Origin of the sequence: Curtobacterium guangdongense (assembly GCF_049341845.1) — a bacterium.
In the GTDB taxonomy this organism is placed as follows: Bacteria; Actinomycetota; Actinomycetes; order Actinomycetales; family Microbacteriaceae; genus Curtobacterium; species Curtobacterium guangdongense.
Window position 1 is genome coordinate 169,077 of record NZ_JBMPIT010000001.1, and the last position, 21,747, is coordinate 190,823.

The window sequence follows — 21,747 nt, forward strand, 5'->3', positions numbered from 1 at the left end:
AGACGGAGAGGAGGAAAAGGCAGACGGCGAGCAGGGCGGGGACGTGGTTAGTGTGCGCGGGAAGCCAATCGAGTCGGTGACAGCTGGCCTGTCGGTCCGCACGTCGATGCCGGACTGAAGCCAGCGGCACCGCGCTGAGAGCCAACAGCCGGCGCTGCGGCTCGCTCAGGGGTCTGCGCCGCAGTAGCGGCCGCTTCCGAACCGGTGCGATCGGACGCAATCTGATTGATTACCGACGAACGAGCACCTCAGCACGTCACGCGCTCAGCCGCCGAGCCGCGAGCGCCTCGACGCCGAAGTGCCGGCCTTCATGTCGGCGGGGAAGACGACGACGAGGTCAGTCAGGTGCCGCCACGACGACCGGTCAACCACCGTCGAGAGACGCTCAAAGGACCGGACTGGCCGGGGCGCGGCACTTGGCCACGGTCGGTACCTTCTAGGCCGCTCCGCTCTGCCCGGCTCAAGGCGGATGCCAGCATCGACAGTGCTGTCCACCGGGATGAGGGGGGCGTACGCTCCGTGCTCCGTGCTCGTGCGCCGCGTGGGTCGCGGCCTCAGCCGACCCACACTCCGCTAGCGCCATCCCGGACACCTCGCGAACGTAAGTCTCGAGATGCGTGTGCCTTGACAGACTCGCCCGCGAGGAGTTGTATCAAGGAAGCCAAAAGTCTTCGCACTTCGCCCCGAGGTTCCACTCCCGGGATGATAGGGCGATATCCATCAGGCGGGGGATCTCAAAGATGAGAATTGAAAGTTCGACGTCCGGTATTGTAAGAATTCCAGGGCAAGTTCGCATGACCGAGCTTGTTGGGACCGATGGGCGTCGGTCAGAATGAAACCGATGTTGCGTTGCGATCTGGGGCGCGCGAGGGCCTTACTTTTCGATCTCGACGGGACAATCGTCGACACGGAAACCGCCTTTCGTGATTCCTGGTTACAAGCGGGATATGAATACGGGCTGCAAGCAAGCGCCCTTGACGTCGACAAGGTGGCGGCGAAACAGCTCGACGGCTTATCGACGGCCGAAGCTTTGTTTGGAATCCACGAGGAAAGTCTTCTTGTCGCGATCGCGGGGTTCGCGCACGACTATCGCCAGAAGGCGAGGACGACGCTCGAGCTTTTGCCAGGCGTGGAGGACTTCGTACTTCGCGCTCGCCGTAGCTCGGTTCGAACTGCACTCGTCACAAACGCCCCAGCCTGGCGCGTCCAAGAAGTTTTCGCAGGAGTGAAATTGACGACTGGACTGGACCTAGCCACCCTCTTCGACGTTGTCGTTCACTCCCATCACCGAGCACGTCCCAAGCCGGCTCCTGATCTCTACGAGGAGGCGGTGCGACTTCTCGATGTGCCGCCCGCCGTCGCTTTGGCTTTTGAAGACTCCGTTACTGGCCTCGCCGCCGCGACCTCAGCGGGGGTGCGCTGCGTGCATATCCTGCAGGGTTGCGGCCGAAGTCGCTGCATCAGGTACGCGACTGCGTGCTTCCCTAATTTCATGACGGCAGCAGCGCACACCGAAGAGGGGTCGATGTGAGCGGTAAGAGCCAGCCTATCCATTTCCTCACTTCTGACGGCACCACCGAGCGACGAACTCGCGCAGCGCTAAGCCCTGCACCAGAACTCACGGAAGACCTAAACGCTCGGTTGCAGCGGATCGCCATCGTCATACCCGTCCTGAACGACCGACGGGTACATCAATGCCTCGATTCCATTCGAAGCGATCTTGTTTCGGTGGTGATCGTGTCCAATGGGAGTACCAACGAGTTCAACGAAGAGCTACGGCAGATTGAACGGCCAAATGTTACGATTATAACTTCACGCACGGCCGGAATTGGGCCTGCCTATAATCTCGGGATAGCACGGACGGACAAACCCTGGATTCTCCTGATGGACGCGGATTGCACGTTTGAGCCAGGCGCGGTGGAAGCGCTGGCGGCAGGCATGGATCTCGCGGACTTCGTGCGTGGGCGAGTTGTGTTCGATGAGAAATCTATTGAGACGTCTATCCCTGCCAGGGCCCGCAGGTTCACGGAGGACGCACTGCATTCGCGCCGGATAACGGCGTATAGCCCACCTCTGCTATACCGCAAAGACGTCGTTGCGCTAATGGGTGGGTACCATTTTGATGATCGGCTAGCATGGAGAGAAGACCGGGAGTTCGAGCTCCGGCGGCGCTCAGCGGGAATCGCCATCGCGTTCGCCATGGCGGGCGTGATACACCACGCACCCTTGAGGATCACAGCGGATCTTCGGAGTCTTCGGTCATATGGACGAAGTGAAGCTGTGGGCCGAGCACTCGGACTCTTTCCAGCTGAACCCGCCCGATCGCGTGCTGCTAAGACTCTCCGCACCGCTTGGCGAGTGCTCTACAGAGATCACGCACCGGACGCAGCGGCGTACATCTTCGTTCGAAGGCTGGCGTTCAGCATCGGTCGGCTGGAGCAGATGTGGACGATTCGCACGCAGAAGGCTCAAGAGGGCAGCATCGTATCGAATGCTTCGTACCCTCGGAGAGATAGACGTGGGTGAGATGGACAAGAATTTCGACCAGGATCTCTTCAAACCTGTTCATTGGCCGTGGGCCCAAGTTCGTGTCCGCTTTTGGAAGACGATGCCGGACCCGGAGTATGTTCAAAGCGTCCATCTCGTCTGCATTGTAGACGATGCTGCAGAATCAATCGTGATCGTGCGCGAAGCCGCAGGTCCGTTCACCCTGCCAGGTGGCACACGAGAACCGGCCGAGTCACTCGAAGACTGCGCACGGCGCGAACTCGTGGAGGAAGCAGGCGTGACAGCCGTCGGCCAGTTTCATTGGGTGGGGGCGCACGTCGGCATCGGGTATAAAGACCGGCCGTACAGGGACCATCTCCCGCACCCATTGAAGGCTTGGGCTTGGGGTGTTGTGAGAGTAACGCATACGGGAAACCCTTCCAATCCGCCCGGTGCAGAGCAGATCGTGGAGGTCCGCAACGAGCCGATCGAGAATGCGAAAAAGCTTCTAGCCGAGCGCGACTATTGGTATCCAGCCCTCGTTGATGAGGCTGTAGCGCATTTGCGACAACAATGATAGGGGACCTGCCATGGCAGTGCTTTCGCATGAAGATGACCCTTGGGCGGGGAGACGGTCCGTCCGCGGCTACGCCCTCGACGAATTGATCTCAGCCCTTCAGAAGCTCATCAGACGTTGCGAGATGGAGGAAGCAATCTTGGTCGCCCGCGAACTATGGGAAACGGGCGAGGATGTTGAAGACAAGCTTTGGGAGCGGCTTCGCGTTATTTCGGTGGAAGACCTTGGAGGGTCTGAGCCACTGGTGATGCTGGAGGTGCAGACGCTAAATTACTTGCGAACTAGCCTCCCTCCCCGTTCACGTGACCGTTGGCTGATGGCTGTGCAGGCGGTGCGTCGACTGGCTGAGCTGCCGAAAGACCGGTCCACAGACGACATTGCGGCTTGGGCGATTCTGATGCTCACAACTGGCCGACGGAAGCCCACCATTCCGGACTACGCGCTTGATGTTCATACCAGGCGGGGTCAGCTGGCAGGCAAGGACTCACTCGATTTCCTCCGATCGAGTGCGAAAGTCGGCCTGCAAAGTTCGAGTTACGACGAGCGTTACTGGCGGATTCTTGTGGAGGCGGCGGAAGAGGGGGTCTGGAATGACTAGTTCACAACACCGCCGATCGGTGATCATAGACTGCGATGCCGGCGTAGACGACGGCTTGGCTCTCGCATACTGCGCATCCGTGGCGCCCGCACGCATCGCTGCGGTCACGACCGTCGCAGGAAACAATCGAGCTGCTGTAAGCGCCCGGAACGTACGTCTCCTCCTGCGGCTGCTGGGGCTACCGGAAACGATTCAAGTCGTTGCGGGAGCGGAGCGAATGCTTCACGGGCGCAGGCCGGACACGGCTGAACTCGTTCACGGCGATGATGGCTTGGGAGGGCAGGCGGAAGCTTTGGGCTTGCCTGACCAGGCGGAAGCCGCGCAGTCAGCCGCAGCTGAGTTCCTCGTCACCTATGCGCGGTCCCACGGTCCTGTGACGATCGTCGCTCTCGGTCCACTCACGAACCTCGCTCTCGCCCTGCAGCGAGACCGTCAGCTGCCCGACTTCATCGATCAAGTCGTGGTGATGGGGGGCGCCGTCGAGCATCCCGGGAATGGAAGCCCCACTGCGGAGGCCAACATTCGCAACGACCCGCAGGCAGCCAATGTCGTTTTGAACGCTGGTTGGAACATCACGATGGTTCCTCTTGACGTCACCATGCAACACCGATTCACCACATGGGATGCCGCGCGTCTCGCGAGTTCTAGAAACGAAGCAGTACGCCTTCTCGCCAGGGCTTCCCAGACGTACTTGACTTTCCACGAGGGGCGTCACTTCGCTGAGCGCGAGGGGGCGCTCCACGACCCGGTGGCAATGGCAGTCGCGCTCCGTCAGGTCGAGCTATCCCTCGCGCCGCACATGCACGTCGTCGTTGACGAACGCGAAGGTTTGACGTACGGCATGACGATAGCTGACGGGAGACGCAAATATCTCGGCTACCCCCTGAATGGTGATGAGAATTGCCAAGTCGTGCTGCAGCTGAAGGATGACTTCCGACCAGACTTTGTTGATGCTTTGATGCACCTCGAGCCGGTTGCACGATGAACGCTGGATACGGATCAGTCCTGAGGGATACCGGAGCGTTGTCGTTCTTCGTCTCGGCCGGGCTGGGCCGGCTTGGGATCGCGATGACCAGCTTGTCACTCGTGTGGCTGGTGCACGAAGCAACCGGTTCTTTCCTTCAGGCGGGGATCGTGACAGGCGCGTTCGCTCTGTGTGAGGCGATCGTCGGCCCTCTACTTGCTCGACTTGTCGACCGGTACGGACAATCAAAGGTCCTTCCTGCTCAGGTGACCGTGCACCTTTGCCTCGTAGTGACGCTAGTGCTCGCTGCGCGTTGGGCCGCGGACGTTCCGGTTCTCGTGATTCTCGCCGGCGGCGTTGGTGCCACGATCCCGCAATTTGGCGCACTGTCAGCAGCGAGGTGGTCCTTCCTGCTACGCGACACCCCATCGACGCTACAGCGCGCGTTCTCTCTCGAGTCGATTGCGAACGGGACCGTCTTCCTTATCGGACCAGTAGTGGTCAGTATCTTGGGCGCTTCCGGGCTGGCCGTAGTATCGCAGTTGGCTGCGGGAGGTTTGATCTTTGTTGGCGGCGTGAGCTTAGCGCTGCTTGTAGGCACGGCTCCTCCGACGGCGGCAGGCCGACACACCAGGGCTAGACGGGCACGCGCCTTTGGACAGGCTGTTGTGGCACTAATCTTGATGAATCTCGCAATTGGTGCTTACTTCGGCTCGATCCAGGTCTCCGTGACGGGATTTGCTGTCACGGCTGGACAAGAGGGCCTCGCAGCGGTGGTGTTTCTCGTAGGGAGCTGCGCCGGGCTGTTTGGCGCCTTCGTGTACGGCAGGATTACGTTCAAAGGCGGGCCTGCGAATCGAACAGTCGTTCTCGCTTCGATATTTGCGGCACTCACTGCTCTACTGCTCCTGGCGACCAATATCCCCACACTCCTCCCGATTGTACTGGTCACCGAGTTGCTGGTGCCACCGTTGCTGGTGAACCTTAGTGTGTTGATGGAGAGGGTGGCCGACCCGAATGCTCTAACACAAGCGTTTACTTGGGCGAATTCGGCCAGCGCGGCTGGTGCCGCGGTAGCCGCATCGATCGCTGGGGCGTTGCTGGACGCGCACGGCCGGTCGGGCGGCTTTTACGTGGTCATCGCTGGAGCTCTGCTTCTCGCGATTCTGGCGATCGTGAGCAGACCTGCCGCTATGCGTGCCCTGCGGGAAAGAACGGGAGTCGAATAGTGAAGTTGCTAATCGGTGGTGACGAGTTCGGATGGGGAAGTGTTGGGATACTGGCGGCCATCCTGAGCGAGCTCCGCGTTCTCGACCCCCGTCTTGATCTCGTCGGAATTGACACAAACTCTGGACGCTCTGTTCTCGAGAAGGAGGGCGTCCATACCTGGATCAGCTCTGAGTCCGACGAGGCGGACTTCGACGTCGCCTTGGATTCGCTGCAACCTCACACAGCCTTGATTGCCTTGAACGCACGGCTGGCGAGTCGGCTTGTGGACAGGGGTATCCGCGTCGTTTACGTCGACACCATGCCCTTCATCTGGGGCGCTAATGACTTCTTACCAGTTGACGTAGCCATATACTGCGCTCAACGGTTCGGGTCGGCATCGCTCCGCCATGCATCCCCACTTGAGTCTGCTCATAATTTGCAGTGGGTTGGTGGAATTGTGGGGCGGCTCCCGACACCTCTAGCGGACGTCCCATCCGAATCCCCGGTTGTCGCGCTGGGCGGTCTGCAATCCCCAGCAAGCACAGACTCGAGTGTGCGAGCGTATCTCTCAACAGCAGTTGTTCCTGCTCTTACTTCTATACTCGCAAACGGTACTGACGAGGTGGAGGTGGTGGGCAATGTGAGGAAGGACACGCTGCTGGAGGAACTCCCGTCCGCGCTTCGGCCTCGTGTCAGCGTGAGTCGGTACGGTCACGATGACTTTTTAAGGCGCGTTGCTCGATCTCCTTTCGTCGCCACCTCGCCAGGCTTGACAACCATATTGGAACTAGGACGGCTGGGCGTTCCGGCATTCGTTTTGCCTGCTCAGAATTACACCCAGCTACGCTTCGCCATGGAACTCGATCGCGTATGCGTCGAGCCGTCTGTCGTAGGCTGGCCCGCGGATGTTGCACACCCGCCGGCCCTCGATTACTTACTAGATACGCAAGGCGAAGACGCCGCGGTACGGCACTTATATCACTCCATCGCGCAGGCGGCGGCGGCTGCTGACCTCCCGAAGTTCCAACGAGAGATGGCAAGATCGGTCGAAGTTGTTTTGACGAACGTGCTTCAGACTCGGTCGACTCTCTCGCCTATGAACAGCTTGCTAGGCGACCGGGGAGCGCACGACGTTGCCGCTCAAGTACTCGATCTGAGTCAGTCCGCTCCGAAGTGAGACTCGACGTCATGCAAAGCTGCTGCGATTGCCATATGCATGTCTAGGTATTTATACGACCCAAGTCTCCCACCGAACACGACGCCGCGTTCCTTAGATGCCAGGGTCCGGTAAATTCCAAGTCGTTCGCGGTCTAGTATCGAATTCACTGGGTAGTACGGCTCATCGTCTGACGATGCAAAGCGCGACAACTCGTGCGCCACGACGGTCTGCTCAACTTGGTCATGCCGTTCTGGCGAGTAGTGTTTGAACTCGTGTGAGCGAGTGAACGGCACATGAAGGTCGGCATAGTTCATCACTGCCGTGCCTTGATAATCAGAAACATCGAATCGGTGCCACTCGAAATCCAAAGTCCGCCAGGACAACGAGCCTGCCGAGTAGTCAAAGTATCGATCGAGGGCGCCAGTGTAGATGACGGGAATCCGGCCAACGGTCTTTCCCTTACTGAAGCTCGACCTCACATCAAAAAAATCTTCTGAAAGGTGAACCTCGACACCTTCCTCGCTCGCCATTCGTTCCGCCATCGCCCCGTAACCATCTCTCGGCAGCCCCTGGTATTTGTCGCTGAAGTAGCGCGTGTCGTAGTTATACCTAACAGGCAGCCGGGTGATTACGTCTGCTGGAAGTTCGGAGGGTTTCGTTTGCCATTGCTTCTGTGTGTACGGCTTGATGAGCGCATCATATAATCTTGGACCGATGGCCGCGAGTGCCTTGGCCTCAAGCGAATCGGCAAGAGCCAATTGGTACGGTTCGGTATCCTTCTTGATCTGCACCCTCGCCTCGTGGGGTGAAAAGCTGGCTTCGTAGAGTTGATTGATCGTAGCCAACGAGATCGGCATCGGATACACCCTTCCTGCGTGCCTCGTGAAGACTCGGTGCTCGTAACGGTCCATCCGCGCGTATCGGGAGACGAACTCCCATACGCGTTCGTTAGACGTGTGGAAGATGTGCGATCCATACTTGTGAATCTCGATCCCGCTTTCATCATCGCGGTAACTGTACGCGTTACCGCCAACATGGTCGCGCTTGTCGATAACCGCGACGTTGCGCCCCGTTCGCGCCAGCGCTACGGCGGCGGTTAAACCGTAGAGACCAGCTCCAACCACCAAGACATCACATGACAGCATCGTCACCCCTCATAGTCGATTTGTGACGCTCACCGCTGGTGACGTCCGAACGAGTCCCGCTCTCTCGTCGATGGTACGCATGCTAGGCGCGGAACGGTATAGACACGGTCATTTGAGAGGCGTAGTCTCAGCATGAATTGATCGAGGGGGATCTATGACTGTGCTGATCATCGGTGGGGGCGGCTACATCGGCTCGCACATCGCAAGCGAACTTCGTCGATGCGGCCAAGATACATTGGTCGCGGACAATTGGGCGTCCGGCGTCAGACGCCTGGGCAATACGGTGCGAGCAGCGACGGTCGATATAACAGCTCCAGGAGCGAGCCATCAACTCGCGGCACTTATGCGCACTGAGCGCGTTCGGGTCGTCTTCCACCTGGCAGCTCTGAAGAGTGTTGAGGAATCGGTGCGTGACCCGAGGCGCTACATCGAAGTGAACGTCGCGGGCACAGCGGCGGTTCTGAATGCGATGTCGAACGCCGCAGTCCGCAAGTTAGTATTTGCCTCCTCTGCGGCTGTTTATGCGCCGATAGCGACGGGGCGAGTGACAATAGCCTCACCTATCGGTCCAGTCAATCCCTACGGGGTGAGCAAGCTTGAGGCTGAAGGGTTGATCAGCACTTATACCGGGCGAGGAATAGTAGACGCAGTTGTCCTGCGCTTTTTCAATGTCGCCGGGTGTGAGTCACCCTCTCTGGCCGACCTTGAGGGAGTGAGTGTTATGTCGCAGTTTTGCCGCGCTGCCGCCAACGAAGGCCCGCTAGTGGTTCGTGGAACGGACTACGGGACGGCAGACGGCTCGGCAGTGCGCGACTACATCGACGTTCGTGATATCGCTGACCTTCACCGGCGTTTGGCTGAGGACCGGGCTTGGCCGCCCGGTATTCGCTACAGTAATGTCGGCCGTGGCTTGAGCGTGTCTGTTCTCGAACTCGCTCAACGAGTACAAGCACTGGCACCTTCTAAGCCACCAATTATCTCTAGTGCAAATCGCGCGGGTGACATCGAGCAGATGGTCTCGAGCAGGGAAGAGACTCAACTATGCGAAGGGTGGCAACCGCGCTATGGACTCGACGACATGATCCGCGCAACGTTGGAGGCCCAGCTGGTCTACGCGTCGGACGGCGCGACGCCAGTGCCTGCGCGGACACCTGAGCAGTAAGTCAAGCTCGTGGCTCTCTCCTCGACGTGGTGATCCTTTCACCGGCGGTCGTTAGGCATGCTCCAGTGGCTAGGTCAAACCTCCAGCCGTGAACCTGGCAAACTAGCTGTTCACCCTCAATGATTCCGGAGGTTGAGAAGTCGGCTCCGAGGTGAGGGCAGTTACGCTGCACCGTCCAGTCGCCGATATCGATCATCTCTCGAGCGCTAGCTTTCTCTGCATACCATCGCTCTATGTAGTCCATACGCTCCTGCGATAGGGACGTGAAAAAGGCGTAAAGCTGTTGGTTGAACTTTCCGACACGGCCGGTCTTGAACCGGAAAGACAGGAAAATCGTGTTGCACCAGTCTGGTTCTGCTGCTTGTATATTGGAGTAGACGAGCGCTGGCTCGATCTGGAACCAATACCGGGGTTTGTCCGCAGGTTCCCGATGGCGCACTTCCGATCGGCGAAAATCAAGCATCACATCGACGATCCCGAGGTCCAATGCGACGCCCCCAGCCAAAGCCGAGGATATGATAGGGGCGGATGCCATAAGAGGCTCGAACCAATTCTTCAAAGTCTGGAGGTAAAATTCTCCATCAACGTCTCCTGGAGGCGGTACGCGTGCTTCCTCAATTTCCTCCCGTCGATCCGTTGCCTGAACTTCGATATACTCTTGTGGATTGCGATAGATCCAATCGATCTGCTCTTCATCGAAGAGCGTCTGTCGCACCGCTGCGACGGAATTGTTTTCGAGTGTGATTTCAGTTCCGGCAACAAATCGTATCCCTTGCTGATCGACGCCTGATTCGCTAAGTTGCTCCAGAAATACCTCCTGCGACTCGAAGATCGACTCACCGTCAGGTCCTGTGCCATTCAACCGCTGCAACGGCTCATCGAGGAAAGCGGGGGGCCCAGCAAACGGCACCACTGAAGTCGCGTCGATGGCTTTTGCATAGAAAATAGCGCGCTTTCGCTGCGACTGTCGTTTCAGGGCAGCAAACGAACGCATCGCCCTCGGGGACATGTCGTAACACATCGGCCACCAGATCGCTCCCGAATGCTGCATGAAGTGGATTCCGTACGGTCCGAATTCGCGAATCACATCAAGATTCAGCAGGTGGGCGTCATTTTGGTTCAAGATCGTATTGCGACCGTCGCTCAGGCTCAGCGATGAATCGCCAATCGGCCCATCGCTCGGAGATCGCATCGGACTGATCATTGCCGATAGTCCGTCGAGCTGTACCGTGGTATTCGCTGGCATGCGGCGCAGGTTTGTGAAACCTATGTCGGTCAGGGAGCGTTCCAAGTCGGCAGTGGGATAGTCGGGCACGAGGATCGTCGTTCGCTTGTCGACCAGGTCGCGAAGTAAGCGTGCGTCCAAATGGTCCGCATGCCGGTGTGATATGTACATGTAGTCAGGTCGCGAGAAGCGTGACCAGTCAAGGCCTCGGTTGTCCGGATGGGGAAACCAGCTCCCGAAGAACGCAGGATTAAGCCACGGATCGCACAGTACGGTCGCGTTATCGGTCTCGATCCACAGTCCAGCGTGCCCCAGCCCCGTGATGCGCATGACATACCCCCGTTGTGTCGTCATCGACTACACGGGACAGTCTGCTCGGCATCGACGCGCTTTGCAACGGCTCTGCACCGATTTCTACCAGGGTCGTGTGGTCGAAGATCTCGCCGTGTCCGTATCGCTGGGCGTCCCGCCTACTGGTGGCGAGAGTTTCGGTCCTCGGGCTCGGTCGCGGGGCCTGCTCTCAGCCCGCTCCACGTTCTCTTGGCGTTCCTCGTCCGTTTGGGCGGCTCAAAGGCGGACACCGTCGATTCGCCGCCGAACCCGAATGGAATTGGCCGGCTCGCCCGCGTCCCGTTCCAGCTCCCGCACCAGCGGGCAACCGCTTGTCGCCGTCCTGATGAAGATACCCGCGGCGCGCGTCGCGTCTTGGCCGCGGTTCGCCGTTTGTGGCTACCATCGGCTCCGCGAGGCGCGACCCGAACAAGTGCTGCTCTTGCGGCGTGCAGGTCGCCCGCGCAGTGGCGGCGATCATGCTCGCTGCGGGCGAAGCTCATCGCGCTTGCCGGTAGTTAGCCGAAAAATGGCAGGAGGGCGGGGTGATGCTCCCGTTTTAAAGGCGTGAGACGCCCGCACCGCGCGTCGACGGTGACGTCGGCCCAGATGAGGGTCGATCGAAACCTAGCGACGTGTTTCGCCAGCCTGATACCCCCCCCCCCCCGAAAAAAGGAACGGGGTGCTCTTGCCTGCGCTTCGGTCCGCGACAGCACAGCGGACTCGCGGCGCATCGGCGCATCGGCGCATCGGCGCATCGGCGCATCGGCGCATCGGCGCATCGGCGAGGATCCTGTTACCGCCGGATCTATAATTCCTATAATCCGACGCGCAGGCACACCCTGAGTCACGGGTTGCAGTTAGCAACATTCCGAGCGCGACGGCGGCTGCGCTATCAGGAGCAGCCGAACTGCGGTGCGAAAGACAGCGGTCAGGAGAACCAGTCGCGCCGCTCTAGAGGTTTGTAACGACCGGGTTGCACTCCGGTACGAGCTGCACGGCTTTGGCCGGCATGGCGCCGCTGTGTTTCCGCGCTGCGAGGCGACGAACGGCGATCGTTCTCGACTCGATGTACGAGACAGGTCGCACATTCCGCTTCAATGGACGGCGATCTCTTGTGCTTCCCACCAGGACCGCGGAAGTCTGCAACAATGGGAGCAGCGAATCCTGACTGATAGGAGCATCCTGTGGCACAGAGAGTCACCACGCATCTCGTTGACGACCTCACTGGCGACACCATCGAAGACGGAGAGGGCAGCACTGTTGCCTTCGGCTTCGACGGAAGCAACTACGAGATCGACCTCACCGATGATCATGCGGAGCAGCTTCGTGAGGCGTTCGCTGACTACGTTGCGGCTGCTCGGAAGGTGGGGGGTCGATCTGGTCGCAGCACCTCGGGAAGTGCTCCGAGGCGGGGCAATTCGGTAGAGCTTGCGAAGATCCGTGAGTGGGCGAATGCAAACGGCCACGACGTCTCGTCCCGCGGCCGCATCAGCCAGGTCGTTCGGGACGCGTACGACGCCGCGCACTGACAGTCGCGATCGCAACGCGGTTGGTGTCCGACATGACGCCCGGCCGCGTTGTCATTGGTAGCAACCATGCTGCCTTTTTCGCATCGGGCACCACGACCTCGAGGGCGAGCAACACCCGCATCGAGCGCCGATCATCCCTCGTCGCAGGTCCGGACGAGGCCGCATCGCGAACAACCTCCCCTCCGAGAAGCACGCTCCCACGATCCGTGGACATGTTTCGCACGACGAGATGCCCTTCTGCGCTGTTTTCGCGTTCAGCGGTGTGCTCGGGAAGTAGACGCCGGGTTTCGCGCAATCGTCTGGTGGAGTTCAGCTTGTGGGCGAAGGACCGAGCCATGAGGTGACCCAAAGGTCCACCGTGAGAGCGGCCGGAGTGGCCCAGTAATGTGCGGACAGCGGTGCTTGAATCCGAACTTCTTCCGGGCGCGCCGCCCAAGAAGCAGGACCAGTTTCGTCGTAGACGCGCGGCTCCAGCTCAATCTGAGTCGGCGGATCCCTTATGGTCGCGCTGACGAGCACGAGCAAGGAGATGAACGCCGGAGGATCATCTTTTCCGAGGTTGTATCGGAGGTGCACGACAACGTCCGTGGCCGACCCTCGTTTGCCACGTTCAAGGACCAGACGTTCGACCTTGACGAGCGGATCGTTCGTCGCAGCCGCAACGGGGAACGTCGATAGCGTGTCGCTGTTGATGCCGACGAGAGTCATCGCTCCTGCTTCCTTTTCTTCGAGCCTGAACTCATTGCCTGACTGAGGACCGGCCGTAGAGCGGTCGGATCGCAGATGGGCCGGGTCAGCCGCGCACAATGTGGACCCGACGGTTGCGTGTATCGAGGAGGGCGATGCTGCCAGCAAGGGGCGCACGAGCGAGAGCGTGAACATCGCCATCCGCTGCGGAGGTGTGGCTACCTGCGACGTGCATGTGTCCGTGGAAAGTGAGGTCGGGCCGGAGTCGTGCGCGAAGCGCAGTGACGAGTTCTCGAGACTCCTCGCTGGCGCGGAGGCGTTCGGAAGGCCACCGCGTTCCCCCGTTGATGATGGCGTCGATCTGTGCGATGCCCGCGTTGACCGCCTCATGGAGCAGAAGCACGTTGATGTGCTGGATCGGCCGGACTGCGGCCGCTTCTTCTGCCGATGCGACCTCATGGGCGCTCCAACGCGACGAACCTGGTCCCTGGTCCAGGGAAGCAGCGCCGCCGAACGACAAGAAGGTGGTGTCTGCGATCGTGAATTCGAAACCTCTGGGGAGGATCCAGATCTTCCGGCACACCCGATAGGGCCGGTTGGGATGTCTGCTGAACTCCTGGTGGAGCTGCTCCCACCACTCATGGTTGCCGGGTGTGAGGAGCAGGCGCTCGATGCTGCGCTCGTGAAGTTGTTTGTCGAGCCACGGGAGGAAGCGCGAACCGAACTTCAGTTGTGCGCTGCTCCCGGCCAGCGGTTCGGTGAAGCGGAGGTCTCCGAGGTGCAGGATCGTGCGCGTGTCTGGGGCTGTCTGCTGGATGACGTCAAGGGACGTCTCGATGTGATCGCGGTGCGATTCCCAGTCGCCAGCGATGGCGATTGTGTGCTCTCCAGGAAGCGTGAAGTTGTGGGTCGGTGCGCCGGTCTCAGTGGGCCATACCCGCCGTGCACTCGCGGAGAGTTTGGCGCGTGTGGGTGTGCGGCGTTGGTCGGACATGGGGCTCCTTCAAAGGATGTTCGGCTCAGGCTGCGACTGAGCCGCTGGCGGCGAGTGGACAAGGGGGAGACTCCGCGATGTGGCGGAGGTGCGTTGCGGGGTCGTTGTCGACCAGGGAAGGGGTAAGTGCCGCGAAATCCAACGCGTTCAACCCAGCCGCCGTGAGAACGGCTTTGAGAGGCACTGGGGTGTTGAGGGCGTTGCTGAGCCATGTGAGGCGCAGCCGTCGGGCAGTCATGGGAGGGAGCTGCTCGGAGTACTCGAGGGAGTATTGGAGTCCGTGGAGCACGGGAATCGTCGGTGTGCCCGAGTGGACGGCGAGGTGCCCACTGGGAGCTTCGGCGAGCAGGGCTCGCACGGTTTCGGTGTAGCTGTTGTGGACGACGGTGACGCGCTCTGGTGCGCGGCTTTCTGATGTGTGGCGGTCGGTGAGGTGAACCAGGTAATACCCGTCTGCGGCTTCGACGTCAGTGCCTCGCAGATGCCGCAGCTCGCTCGGGTGCAAGCCCGCTCCGTGGTGGAATGCGAGCGCCGCGCGCATGTAGTGCCGCCGCCGATGGGTGCTCTGTTTCTCGGCGGCGTCACGGTATCTGTTGATCTGCGCGCCGGTGTACGGGATGGTGAGGGTCTTGTTCCGTGGTTTCGGCGATGCGGGCTGCCACGGTGCTCTCCGTGTCGCTGCGCTGCCGACGCGGCGGATTGCCCATCGGGCACCGACTACGGTGCTGTAGGCCCAGTTCTGCGGAGGTCCGGTCGCGAGGTACTCCTCCATGTTGCCTGGGGTGAGGAGCGTCTCTGCTTGCAACGCGATGTCCTGACGTGTGGCCCATAGGACGAATGCGGCGAGAGCGGCCATCAGTTTGTAGGCGTCCGCGGCGCTCACGGGCTTGGTCTTGCGAACCACTTCTCGGACGAAGGGTCCCTCTGCGCGATCCCAGGTATCGGCGGCTTCGGGCGGTCGGTACTGCTCGATCCAGTCGGAAGCCGTCCGCGTCATCATGTTCATGCGTCTCCGTCTATTGGGGCTTTTGCCGGCGTTGCTCGTGTGTCACCGCTCCGCTGAGCGTGGCTGCACGTTCGGGGTGCGAAGAATCTTTGGGGGACGGTGGAGCTGCCGAGCACGGGATGTCCGAGGCTGAGTGTTCCGGCCGCAATGGTCGAATCTTTTTCGGCGAGGAGGGCCGACGGCAGGGGCGGGGCGGATTGGCCCTGCCCCTGCCGCTGCTTCAGGTGGGCTGTCCCGCTCGGTGGCGAGCGGCTCCTGTACCTCGGAGGTGCCGTGGCGTCGTCTTCGGTGCACGTCGGCGCCGAGGCACGAGGTCCGTGGTGTAGTCGAGCGCGGTCGGGTCGGTCTCTCCGTACGCGTCGCGGAGCATGCTGAGGTTCACAGCGATGCAGTTGAAGGCGAGGACGAGCGTGTTCGCGGTTGTTCCGAAGAGCATGGTGCTGTGGCGTCGCATGCTGCCGCGCCAGTACTTCAGCTGCGCGTTCTGACTCTCGACGAGGTTGCGGAGCCCGTAGTACGTCGCCCATTTGGTGCTGCCGTACGGGTATCGCTGCCGTTCCCAGGCGGATTCTGTGCTGGGGATGACCTTCGTCGCAGCGCAGGCGCACGCCGTTCCTGGCGTGCACCGGGAGCGTGGAACGTGTGCGGCGAGGCGTTGGGACGGGCCGTAGTTCGCGCAGCGGATGTGGCCGGCGCGTGCGGGGCCCTTGTACTGGACGTCCCCGTTGTCGTAGCGGCGGTTGGCGACGAACGCCCACTGCGCCCGCTCGTCGTAGAGGGCGTGCAGCTTGTCCTGTTCATCGATGGACATGCGCGCTTTGAAGCTGGGCAGCTTCCGGAGGCGGTTGGGGAGGGCGTCGGGGAACAGTGACCCGTCGAGCCAGAAGACGCCCGCCATGGACATGGAGGGGTGTGGTCGGCGTTGTGCGGTGTGCAGGTCGTGCACGTAGATCAGCCCGCGTGCCGCGAGCGGGTTTGCCCAAGCGTCGGGCTTGGCGTAGCTGTAGCCGCGGTCGGCGGTGAGGTGTGTGAACCGGATTCCTCCGTGGAGTGAGTCGAGGAGGTCCAGTCCGGCGGCAGCCTTGTAGCTGCCCGCTGGGCGGACGAGCATTCCGCGGATGAGTGGTACCCAAAAGCGGAGCCCGGGGTTTCCTGCGTCGACGATGAGGTGTGCGTCGTACCCGTTGAACGCGTTGACGTCGCGGGTTTGTGTTCGTGTGCGCCAGCCGGTGCGCGCCTGCGAGTCAGCGCTGACGATGAGGCGGCCGTCCATGCCGGTCTTTGGCCAGTGCTTGGCGTCGTCGGACCACTCCTCGCCGGCTTTCGCGTCGTCGGGGCGGTACTCGTCGAGGCTGTCGGGTGTTTTGCGCCACGCATGAACACGGGCGTGGCTTTCGATGTCGGTGGAGTCGATGGCTTGGACGGCAGTAGGGGGGAGGGCTCCGCGCCAGCCGGGGAGCCGCGCTGCTGCGCCTACGAGGGCGTTGGCGAAGTGGTCAAGTCCGATCAGGTCGGGGCGGCGAGGGTTGAACACGACACCATCGGGGCCGACGCGGCGGTCACTGTTCTCCGGTTCGAGGAGCGCGCATAGCGCCTTGAAGGCTGTCTGGAGCTGGTGGTACTTCCACGTGGGCGGTAGGCCGACGCGGTCTCGCTGAGCGGCGTTGAGGGTGTTCGCCCATCGGGCGAGGTCCATCAGGAGGTAGTCGCGCTTGGGGACCTGGGACTTGTACGCGATCGACAGCAGGATCAGCGTTCGGAAGCTGAGCTTGCGCCGCGGTCCAGGCGTCATGGCCTGCATCTTGTGGACGATCGGTGCGAGCCCGGACGCGGCGTACACGTCAGCGGCTTCTCGCAGAGCTTCGGCAGTGGAAATGATGAGACCCTCCGGGACGTGGCCGGGGATCGGTGAGGTGCGGGGGTGCGTGTTGGTCATGAGCTGTACCCGGCGAGCGTCGCGGCGACGACCTCGGGGTCCTTTCGAGTCTTGAGGTGTGGGAGAAGGCCGGCGAAACGCAGGTCGGTGATTCCTGCGGCGGCGGCGAAGGTGGACAGTTGGATGTCCTCGTTCAGGACGTCCACCATCCATGTGGCACGGAGTCGACGAGTTTCGAGCGGGGGTGCCCAGGGAGGGAGATCGAGGCGCCGCTTTGCACGAGAGACCGGGTCCCGCTGGTGCGGTTTGAAGGGTCCGAGGAGCGGCTCGTCGGGGTGGTCGAAAGCGAGCCGGAGGATCGTCTCAGCGTCCTGCCGACGCACCGGGACCGTTCGTGCGCGTGGTCCCATGATGTGGAGAGCCACGAGGGGGCCACGCCGTTCAACGTCGGCGGCGGTGACGCGTTCCATCTCTGGCCCGCGCAGGCCCGCGCCAAATCCGCACGCGAGCATGCCGCTCATGAGCCTGGTCAGCCCCGGGGACGGTTGTAGATCCACCAGGCCCATCAGATCGGCTCGTTGAGCTGACGAGTACGGTTCCGCTGTCGCCGGCTTCTGGAACTGCGGCTCAGGTGACTTCCACCCCGCCCGACGCGTGATCGCTCTCCCCACTTCCCGCAGCGCTGCCCGCTGCGTGGACCGCGAGTGCTCCCCGTGATCCGCGAGGGCGGTCGAGGTGTACCAGTCGACGTTCTCCGGCGTGAACAGCGTCTCAGCGTCGATTGGGAGGTCGTTGCGTGCTCCGAATCGTGCGAAGTAGCAGGTGCTGAGGATGTACCGGTACGCCGCCGTCGGATTCTGCGGTTGCGCCTGCCGTACCCAGGAGATCAGGGTGGGGTGCGCGTCAGTGAACCACGGTTCGGCGGCGAAGCGGGGACGGTACCGATCTATCGCCTCGTCAGCGGTGTGCACCCACACACCGCTTACAAACACGCGGCTCATCGGCGGGGCTCCGTGACTCGTCGCGGCGGACGGTCTCGTCCGAGTGATCGATGGCGACGGTGGGGACCGTGCCTCGTTGGCAGGCACGGTGTTTCGAGGCGATGCCCGGAGGGCGGGCCCTCCATCCGATCGTGAGAGGTGGGGTGGGCAGGCGAAACCGGCGCTTGCGCGGTGTGCGGAGGCGCGCTAGTCTGAGGACACTCTTTGCTAGAGGTTCCCCGAAGGCCATCGTGTTGCAGCACGGTGGCCTTCTTGGTTTCGCCGCTGTCGCGGCGGTCGTTCATAGTTCCTCGTTGCTTCCCTTCGTTTCGAGCCGGCGAGTCCGGTTCGGTGACCCGGTTTGGGTCAGTCGGTTGGCAGCTACTTGCTGGCAGCCGAAGTTCGTGGGCGACGCCTACCGAAGTGCGCGGTTCGCGCATACGTCGCGTCGTCGACGCGGCGCAGTTCGCCGCGTTTGACCATCACTTCGAGCGTTGAGTGCAGGATGTTGGTCGAGTAGGACTCGAGGACTTCCTCGCCGACAAGACGCCGGAGTTCCTTCGTCGTCACCGGTGAGTGCGGCATCGCACGCCGCAGGTGTACTGCGAACGGCACGGTGTCATAGCGACCGCCGGCTGGCGCCGGGGTCAGCGCTATGCCGTCTCGGATCTTCTCGTTGACGTCTGACCAGTCGACTCGGCCGATCCAGCGTTCGGAGGAGTAGCAATCGTCCTGCGCTCGCTCGCGAGCAATTCCGTTCTGCATCGCTGAGGCGAGGCCGGTCAGCTGCACGATTGCGTTGCTGACCTGCTGGAGCTGGTGCTCTTGATCTTCGATGCTCATCACGGCCTCACCTTTCTGTGCGTCCATGATCTGCAGCCGCAGGCGGTTCACAGTGGAAACGAGTTCCTCACGATCCGCCGGAGCGTCGTACAGTACCTGCCGCTGCGCGAGCCTGCTTCGGATCTCTCGGCCGAGCGAGGGGTCTTCGATGAAGCGGGCCGCCTCCGCCAAATCAGGCCAACGGCGCCCCTTGACCAGCTGATCGATGCGGTATGGCGTTGAGCCGAAGCGCTCCGCCATTTCCTCAATGATGTGAGAGTTTGCGGGCCAGTTGCCCGTCCGCCGCTGTATCCGTCGGGAGCGCGATTGCAGCTCGTCGTTGAGGTGGCTGGCGATGACGACGGTCAAGACGAAGTCTAGTTCACCCGCCAGGATTGCAGGTTTTCTGCCGATGTTGACCGGCCAGCCGCTGTCGTAACGACGACGTGCGTGGACGGCCGGCGTTGATGGCGGAAGGGACACAAGACGATCCTGCCGTACCCCTCACATCATCACAAACGTGAGGTAGCCTGTCGAAACAACGACTGTCACATCGGTGGGCTCCGAGACCGCATTCCGAGCGAGGCCACAGGTAGGCCATCGAGCCAAGGGCTCCTGCGTTCGAGGTGTTGCACCTTCCGAGAGCTTCGGCTCTTCCGCCCTGCCGGCCTCCAGAAGGCCAGCCGTCGACCGCCACCTGGCCCATCCTCCCCCGGACGGGGTTGTCGCCAGTGGCGCGATCCCACTCTCGGGCGTAACGTTCCCAAGGGACCTCGTCGGGAGGACCGCAGCAGATGGGACCCTGTCGGAGGGACTGTTCATGACGCTCAGCCGAATCGCCGCCGAGTTCGCCGCGGAGATACGCAACCACGACTGGTCTGACGCCCCATATCGTCTCGATCGCGCTGGCCACGACCGATCCAACGACTCTCGTCGCGCCGCCGACGTGGAGCAGCTCGACGCCGCTGAAGCTGCGGCGGTCCGCATCAACGTGGTTTGGGTCACGGCACAGGTTCTCCTGCATGCCGACCCCAACCTCAGCCTTCTCGAGTTCTCCGAGGCGTGCGGTGTCGAGCGAAGCTTTCTCTACCGCAAAGACGGCAAGCCCAATGGTGGACTGATGGCGGGTATTCGACAAGTAGACGGACAGATTGCACGGCCGGGATCTTGGGACGTTGACTGATGCCCCTCGCAGACTCCGCGTCCACCGTCGCGGAACTCCAGTTCGGGCCCAACCTCTGGTGGCAGGCACCACTACTGCTCATCATCGTCCTCATCGGTTCGAGCGCTGGCAGCGTCCTGGCCGAACGTTTCCTGCCCTCGCGGTCCGAACGCGTCAAGGCCCTCCGAGAGGGAGGGAACGAGACGCTTGACGCGCTCCAGGTGTTCCACGAAGCGATCTACCGCCAGAACGCAAAGACCACGGCGACCGACGAGGAATCCATCAACCTTGTGAAACTCGGCTCAGCAGTCCTTATCGGCGCAGCAAAGACTGGCGATTCCGGGATTCGGAAGGCTGTCGGGGACTACACCTTCAAGGGTCGCAACTGGGCTGTTCACCGGCCAGGGCCGGCCTTCGCTGCGTTCGCGGTTGAGAAGTCGTACGAAGACGCTCTAACGGTGATCGCTGACTTCATGCGGAAGAACCGCTAGTCAGACTGAATACTCTTCGTCCTCGGTCGCACGGCGCAGCTGACGGAACTTTGAAGCCTCTGCCGATGCCTCCAGCTGCCCAACGAAGTCATCCGGGGACGAGAACACGACAATTGACTGCGCTCCAGCAGAGATCAGACGCTGAAGCAGTTGATCCGAAAACGATGGTGACGCATCGATCAGATTCTGACCAAACACGCGCACCACTGCATCTTGCAACTCGGATGCGATCGGGTCTACGAGGAGATCAGCAGCAGCGCGCGTTCCCGCTAGACGTGGAACTTGAACCGGAACCACGTGCTCAACGACGGATCCATTCATGCTCAGTTCACCTCGCTCGTTACAGTACTAATAGTACTCATTCTGTCACTTGGGGCCTGTACCCAGCGGCAGGGTGCCCTCGAAAACTGAGCCAAGGAACGGCTCAACGAAGTCTCGGACAGCTGTCGACGACGCGTCCTGGGACACCTTAGACGCACCCGACGACACCACGATGGTACCGCCGAGGCCAACGAGATGGCTAGACAGCAGCTTCAAACCACCGCGTCGTCCACGCCCTGGGGCGCTACTTGTACCGCCCAGTGCCATAGTCAACGCGTGAGCGTCAGTTGTCGCACCGAACGCGGCCAAGTTCCCCAAGAAGCCACGCCCTGCATCCGCAACAGCGAACCGCAACGTCGGCGTGGTTCCCCAGTCCTTCGTCCACTGCGCGGCAAGGAAGCCGTTCGACAAACCCGAGTGCTCCTCCACGTTCTCACCCGCTTCGCTCAGGGAGCGATGCAGGGCGCCAGCGGCGACGGCATCCAAGGGCGCGACCGCATCATGGATGTGCTCCGCAAGCCCCGACATGCTCGACACGGAGTCGAATGAGTGAAGCTCTACCAGCCCAGAGTTCCGTCGCGCGGGCACGAATGGCAGTCGGTGCACCACGCCCAACTCGTCAAGCCGGTCGCCCATACCCATCCGATACAGGTAGGACCCGCGGTCACGATTGACCGGCGCAACGAACTCCACCTCATTGCCCTCACGGCGCTGTCGATCGATGAACGCGAGAACACTCACGAGCCCAAACGGCGTGAACCAGTTGGTGCGTCCCAGATCGACTCGAGACAACCCCGCAACGCCGGACCGAGCAATCGACCCTTGGACGTCCCCGGAAGTGCATCGAGCGCCAACGACGAGATCAGCCATCAGACGACCGCTTCGCTGGCACAGCCACGTGGGCCGTCATTCGGCCGGATCTCCCTACAGATGGAGAAGCAGCGGAGACAAGATCGCCGACGCGCCCCCGCAAATCTCGCCCCTGTCATCCGCATGATTCAGGGAGTGAACGAGTGCGAC

General features: G+C 61.5%; 21 protein-coding genes. 11 read left to right on the plus strand and 10 right to left on the minus strand.

Annotated elements, in window-relative coordinates; all coding sequences use genetic code 11:
* Positions 1–841: 841 nt before the first annotated feature.
* Genes ACO0E1_RS00755 through ACO0E1_RS00785 form a run of 7 tightly spaced genes read left to right on the plus strand, consistent with a single transcriptional unit; the run spans position 842 to position 7,012 of the window.
* Positions 842–1,531, plus strand: a complete 690-nt coding sequence (locus tag ACO0E1_RS00755; RefSeq protein WP_422872408.1) for an HAD family hydrolase — start codon at positions 842–844, stop codon at positions 1,529–1,531.
* Positions 1,528–2,526, plus strand: coding sequence for a glycosyltransferase family 2 protein (locus ACO0E1_RS00760; protein ID WP_422872409.1), 999 nt, complete (start codon positions 1,528–1,530; stop codon positions 2,524–2,526). The genes ACO0E1_RS00755 and ACO0E1_RS00760 overlap by 4 nt, the downstream gene beginning before the upstream one ends.
* 1 nt (position 2,527) lies before the next feature.
* Complete coding sequence (locus tag ACO0E1_RS00765; RefSeq protein ID WP_422872410.1) at positions 2,528–3,064, plus strand: NUDIX hydrolase; 537 nt, start codon at positions 2,528–2,530, stop codon at positions 3,062–3,064.
* A gap of 13 nt (positions 3,065–3,077) precedes the next feature.
* Positions 3,078–3,662, plus strand: a complete 585-nt coding sequence (locus ACO0E1_RS00770) for a hypothetical protein (protein WP_422872411.1) — start codon at positions 3,078–3,080, stop codon at positions 3,660–3,662.
* Positions 3,655–4,647, plus strand: a complete 993-nt coding sequence (locus ACO0E1_RS00775) for a nucleoside hydrolase (protein ID WP_422872412.1) — start codon at positions 3,655–3,657, stop codon at positions 4,645–4,647. Before ACO0E1_RS00770 ends, ACO0E1_RS00775 begins: the two co-directional genes overlap by 8 nt.
* Before the next feature lie 38 nt (positions 4,648–4,685).
* Positions 4,686–5,855 carry an MFS transporter gene (locus tag ACO0E1_RS00780; protein WP_422872413.1) on the plus strand — a complete coding sequence of 390 codons (1,170 nt, stop codon included), beginning with the start codon at positions 4,686–4,688 and terminating at the stop codon, positions 5,853–5,855.
* The gene (locus tag ACO0E1_RS00785; RefSeq protein WP_422872414.1) at positions 5,855–7,012 is read left to right on the plus strand and encodes a hypothetical protein; all 1,158 of its coding nucleotides are present in this window, start codon (positions 5,855–5,857) and stop codon (positions 7,010–7,012) included. Before ACO0E1_RS00780 ends, ACO0E1_RS00785 begins: the two co-directional genes overlap by 1 nt.
* Here ACO0E1_RS00785 and glf read toward each other — a convergent pair.
* Positions 6,994–8,136, minus strand: coding sequence for a UDP-galactopyranose mutase (gene glf, locus ACO0E1_RS00790; protein WP_422872722.1), 1,143 nt, complete (start codon positions 8,134–8,136; stop codon positions 6,994–6,996). The two genes, ACO0E1_RS00785 and glf, sit on opposite strands and share 19 nt — an antisense overlap.
* Positions 8,137–8,293: 157 nt before the next feature.
* Here glf and ACO0E1_RS00795 point away from each other — a divergent pair, with 157 nt between their 5' ends.
* Complete coding sequence (locus tag ACO0E1_RS00795) at positions 8,294–9,301, plus strand: NAD-dependent epimerase/dehydratase family protein (RefSeq protein WP_422872415.1); 1,008 nt, start codon at positions 8,294–8,296, stop codon at positions 9,299–9,301.
* Position 9,302: 1 nt separating this feature from the next.
* Here ACO0E1_RS00795 and ACO0E1_RS00800 read toward each other — a convergent pair whose 3' ends face one another.
* Complete coding sequence (locus ACO0E1_RS00800) at positions 9,303–10,880, minus strand: Rieske 2Fe-2S domain-containing protein (protein ID WP_422872416.1); 1,578 nt, start codon at positions 10,878–10,880, stop codon at positions 9,303–9,305.
* A gap of 1,163 nt (positions 10,881–12,043) precedes the next feature.
* On the opposite strand from ACO0E1_RS00800, the gene ACO0E1_RS00805 reads away from it, so the two are divergent.
* The gene (locus ACO0E1_RS00805) at positions 12,044–12,388 is read left to right on the plus strand and encodes a histone-like nucleoid-structuring protein Lsr2 (protein WP_422872417.1); all 345 of its coding nucleotides are present in this window, start codon (positions 12,044–12,046) and stop codon (positions 12,386–12,388) included.
* Between the two features lie 309 nt (positions 12,389–12,697).
* Here ACO0E1_RS00805 and ACO0E1_RS00810 read toward each other — a convergent pair whose 3' ends face one another.
* From ACO0E1_RS00810 to ACO0E1_RS00835, 6 genes are all read right to left on the minus strand, one after another.
* A complete protein-coding gene (locus tag ACO0E1_RS00810) occupies positions 12,698–13,096 on the minus strand; it encodes a hypothetical protein (RefSeq protein ID WP_422872418.1) in 399 nt (132 codons plus the stop codon).
* A gap of 85 nt (positions 13,097–13,181) precedes the next feature.
* Positions 13,182–14,069: a metallophosphoesterase gene (locus ACO0E1_RS00815; protein ID WP_422872419.1), complete on the minus strand. Its 888-nt coding sequence runs from the start codon at positions 14,067–14,069 to the stop codon at positions 13,182–13,184.
* Positions 14,070–14,094: 25 nt separating this feature from the next.
* Complete coding sequence (locus tag ACO0E1_RS00820; RefSeq protein ID WP_422872420.1) at positions 14,095–15,075, minus strand: hypothetical protein; 981 nt, start codon at positions 15,073–15,075, stop codon at positions 14,095–14,097.
* Positions 15,076–15,295: 220 nt separating this feature from the next.
* Entirely contained in the window at positions 15,296–17,011 is a 1,716-nt protein-coding gene (locus ACO0E1_RS00825) for a hypothetical protein (RefSeq protein ID WP_422872421.1), read from the minus strand.
* On the minus strand, positions 17,008–17,952 hold the full coding sequence (locus tag ACO0E1_RS00830; RefSeq protein ID WP_422872422.1) for a hypothetical protein: 945 nt from the start codon (positions 17,950–17,952) through the stop codon (positions 17,008–17,010). Before ACO0E1_RS00830 ends, ACO0E1_RS00825 begins: the two co-directional genes overlap by 4 nt.
* A 360-nt stretch (positions 17,953–18,312) precedes the next feature.
* Positions 18,313–19,122, minus strand: coding sequence for a hypothetical protein (locus ACO0E1_RS00835; protein WP_422872423.1), 810 nt, complete (start codon positions 19,120–19,122; stop codon positions 18,313–18,315).
* A 451-nt stretch (positions 19,123–19,573) separates the two neighbouring features.
* On the opposite strand from ACO0E1_RS00835, the gene ACO0E1_RS00840 reads away from it, so the two are divergent.
* Both ACO0E1_RS00840 and ACO0E1_RS00845 read left to right on the plus strand, forming a co-directional pair.
* Positions 19,574–19,936, plus strand: coding sequence for a hypothetical protein (locus tag ACO0E1_RS00840; RefSeq protein ID WP_422872424.1), 363 nt, complete (start codon positions 19,574–19,576; stop codon positions 19,934–19,936).
* Positions 19,936–20,406 (plus strand): hypothetical protein, encoded by a 471-nt coding sequence (locus tag ACO0E1_RS00845; protein WP_422872425.1) that lies wholly within the window; start codon positions 19,936–19,938, stop codon positions 20,404–20,406. The genes ACO0E1_RS00840 and ACO0E1_RS00845 overlap by 1 nt, the downstream gene beginning before the upstream one ends.
* Here the strand turns inward: ACO0E1_RS00845 and ACO0E1_RS00850 are convergent, their stop codons facing one another.
* Together ACO0E1_RS00850 and ACO0E1_RS00855 are read right to left on the minus strand one after the other, a co-directional pair.
* Positions 20,407–20,727 carry a hypothetical protein gene (locus ACO0E1_RS00850; protein ID WP_422872426.1) on the minus strand — a complete coding sequence of 107 codons (321 nt, stop codon included), beginning with the start codon at positions 20,725–20,727 and terminating at the stop codon, positions 20,407–20,409.
* Between the two features lie 45 nt (positions 20,728–20,772).
* Positions 20,773–21,597, minus strand: coding sequence for a hypothetical protein (locus ACO0E1_RS00855; protein WP_422872427.1), 825 nt, complete (start codon positions 21,595–21,597; stop codon positions 20,773–20,775).
* Between the last annotated feature and the right edge of the window lie 150 nt (positions 21,598–21,747).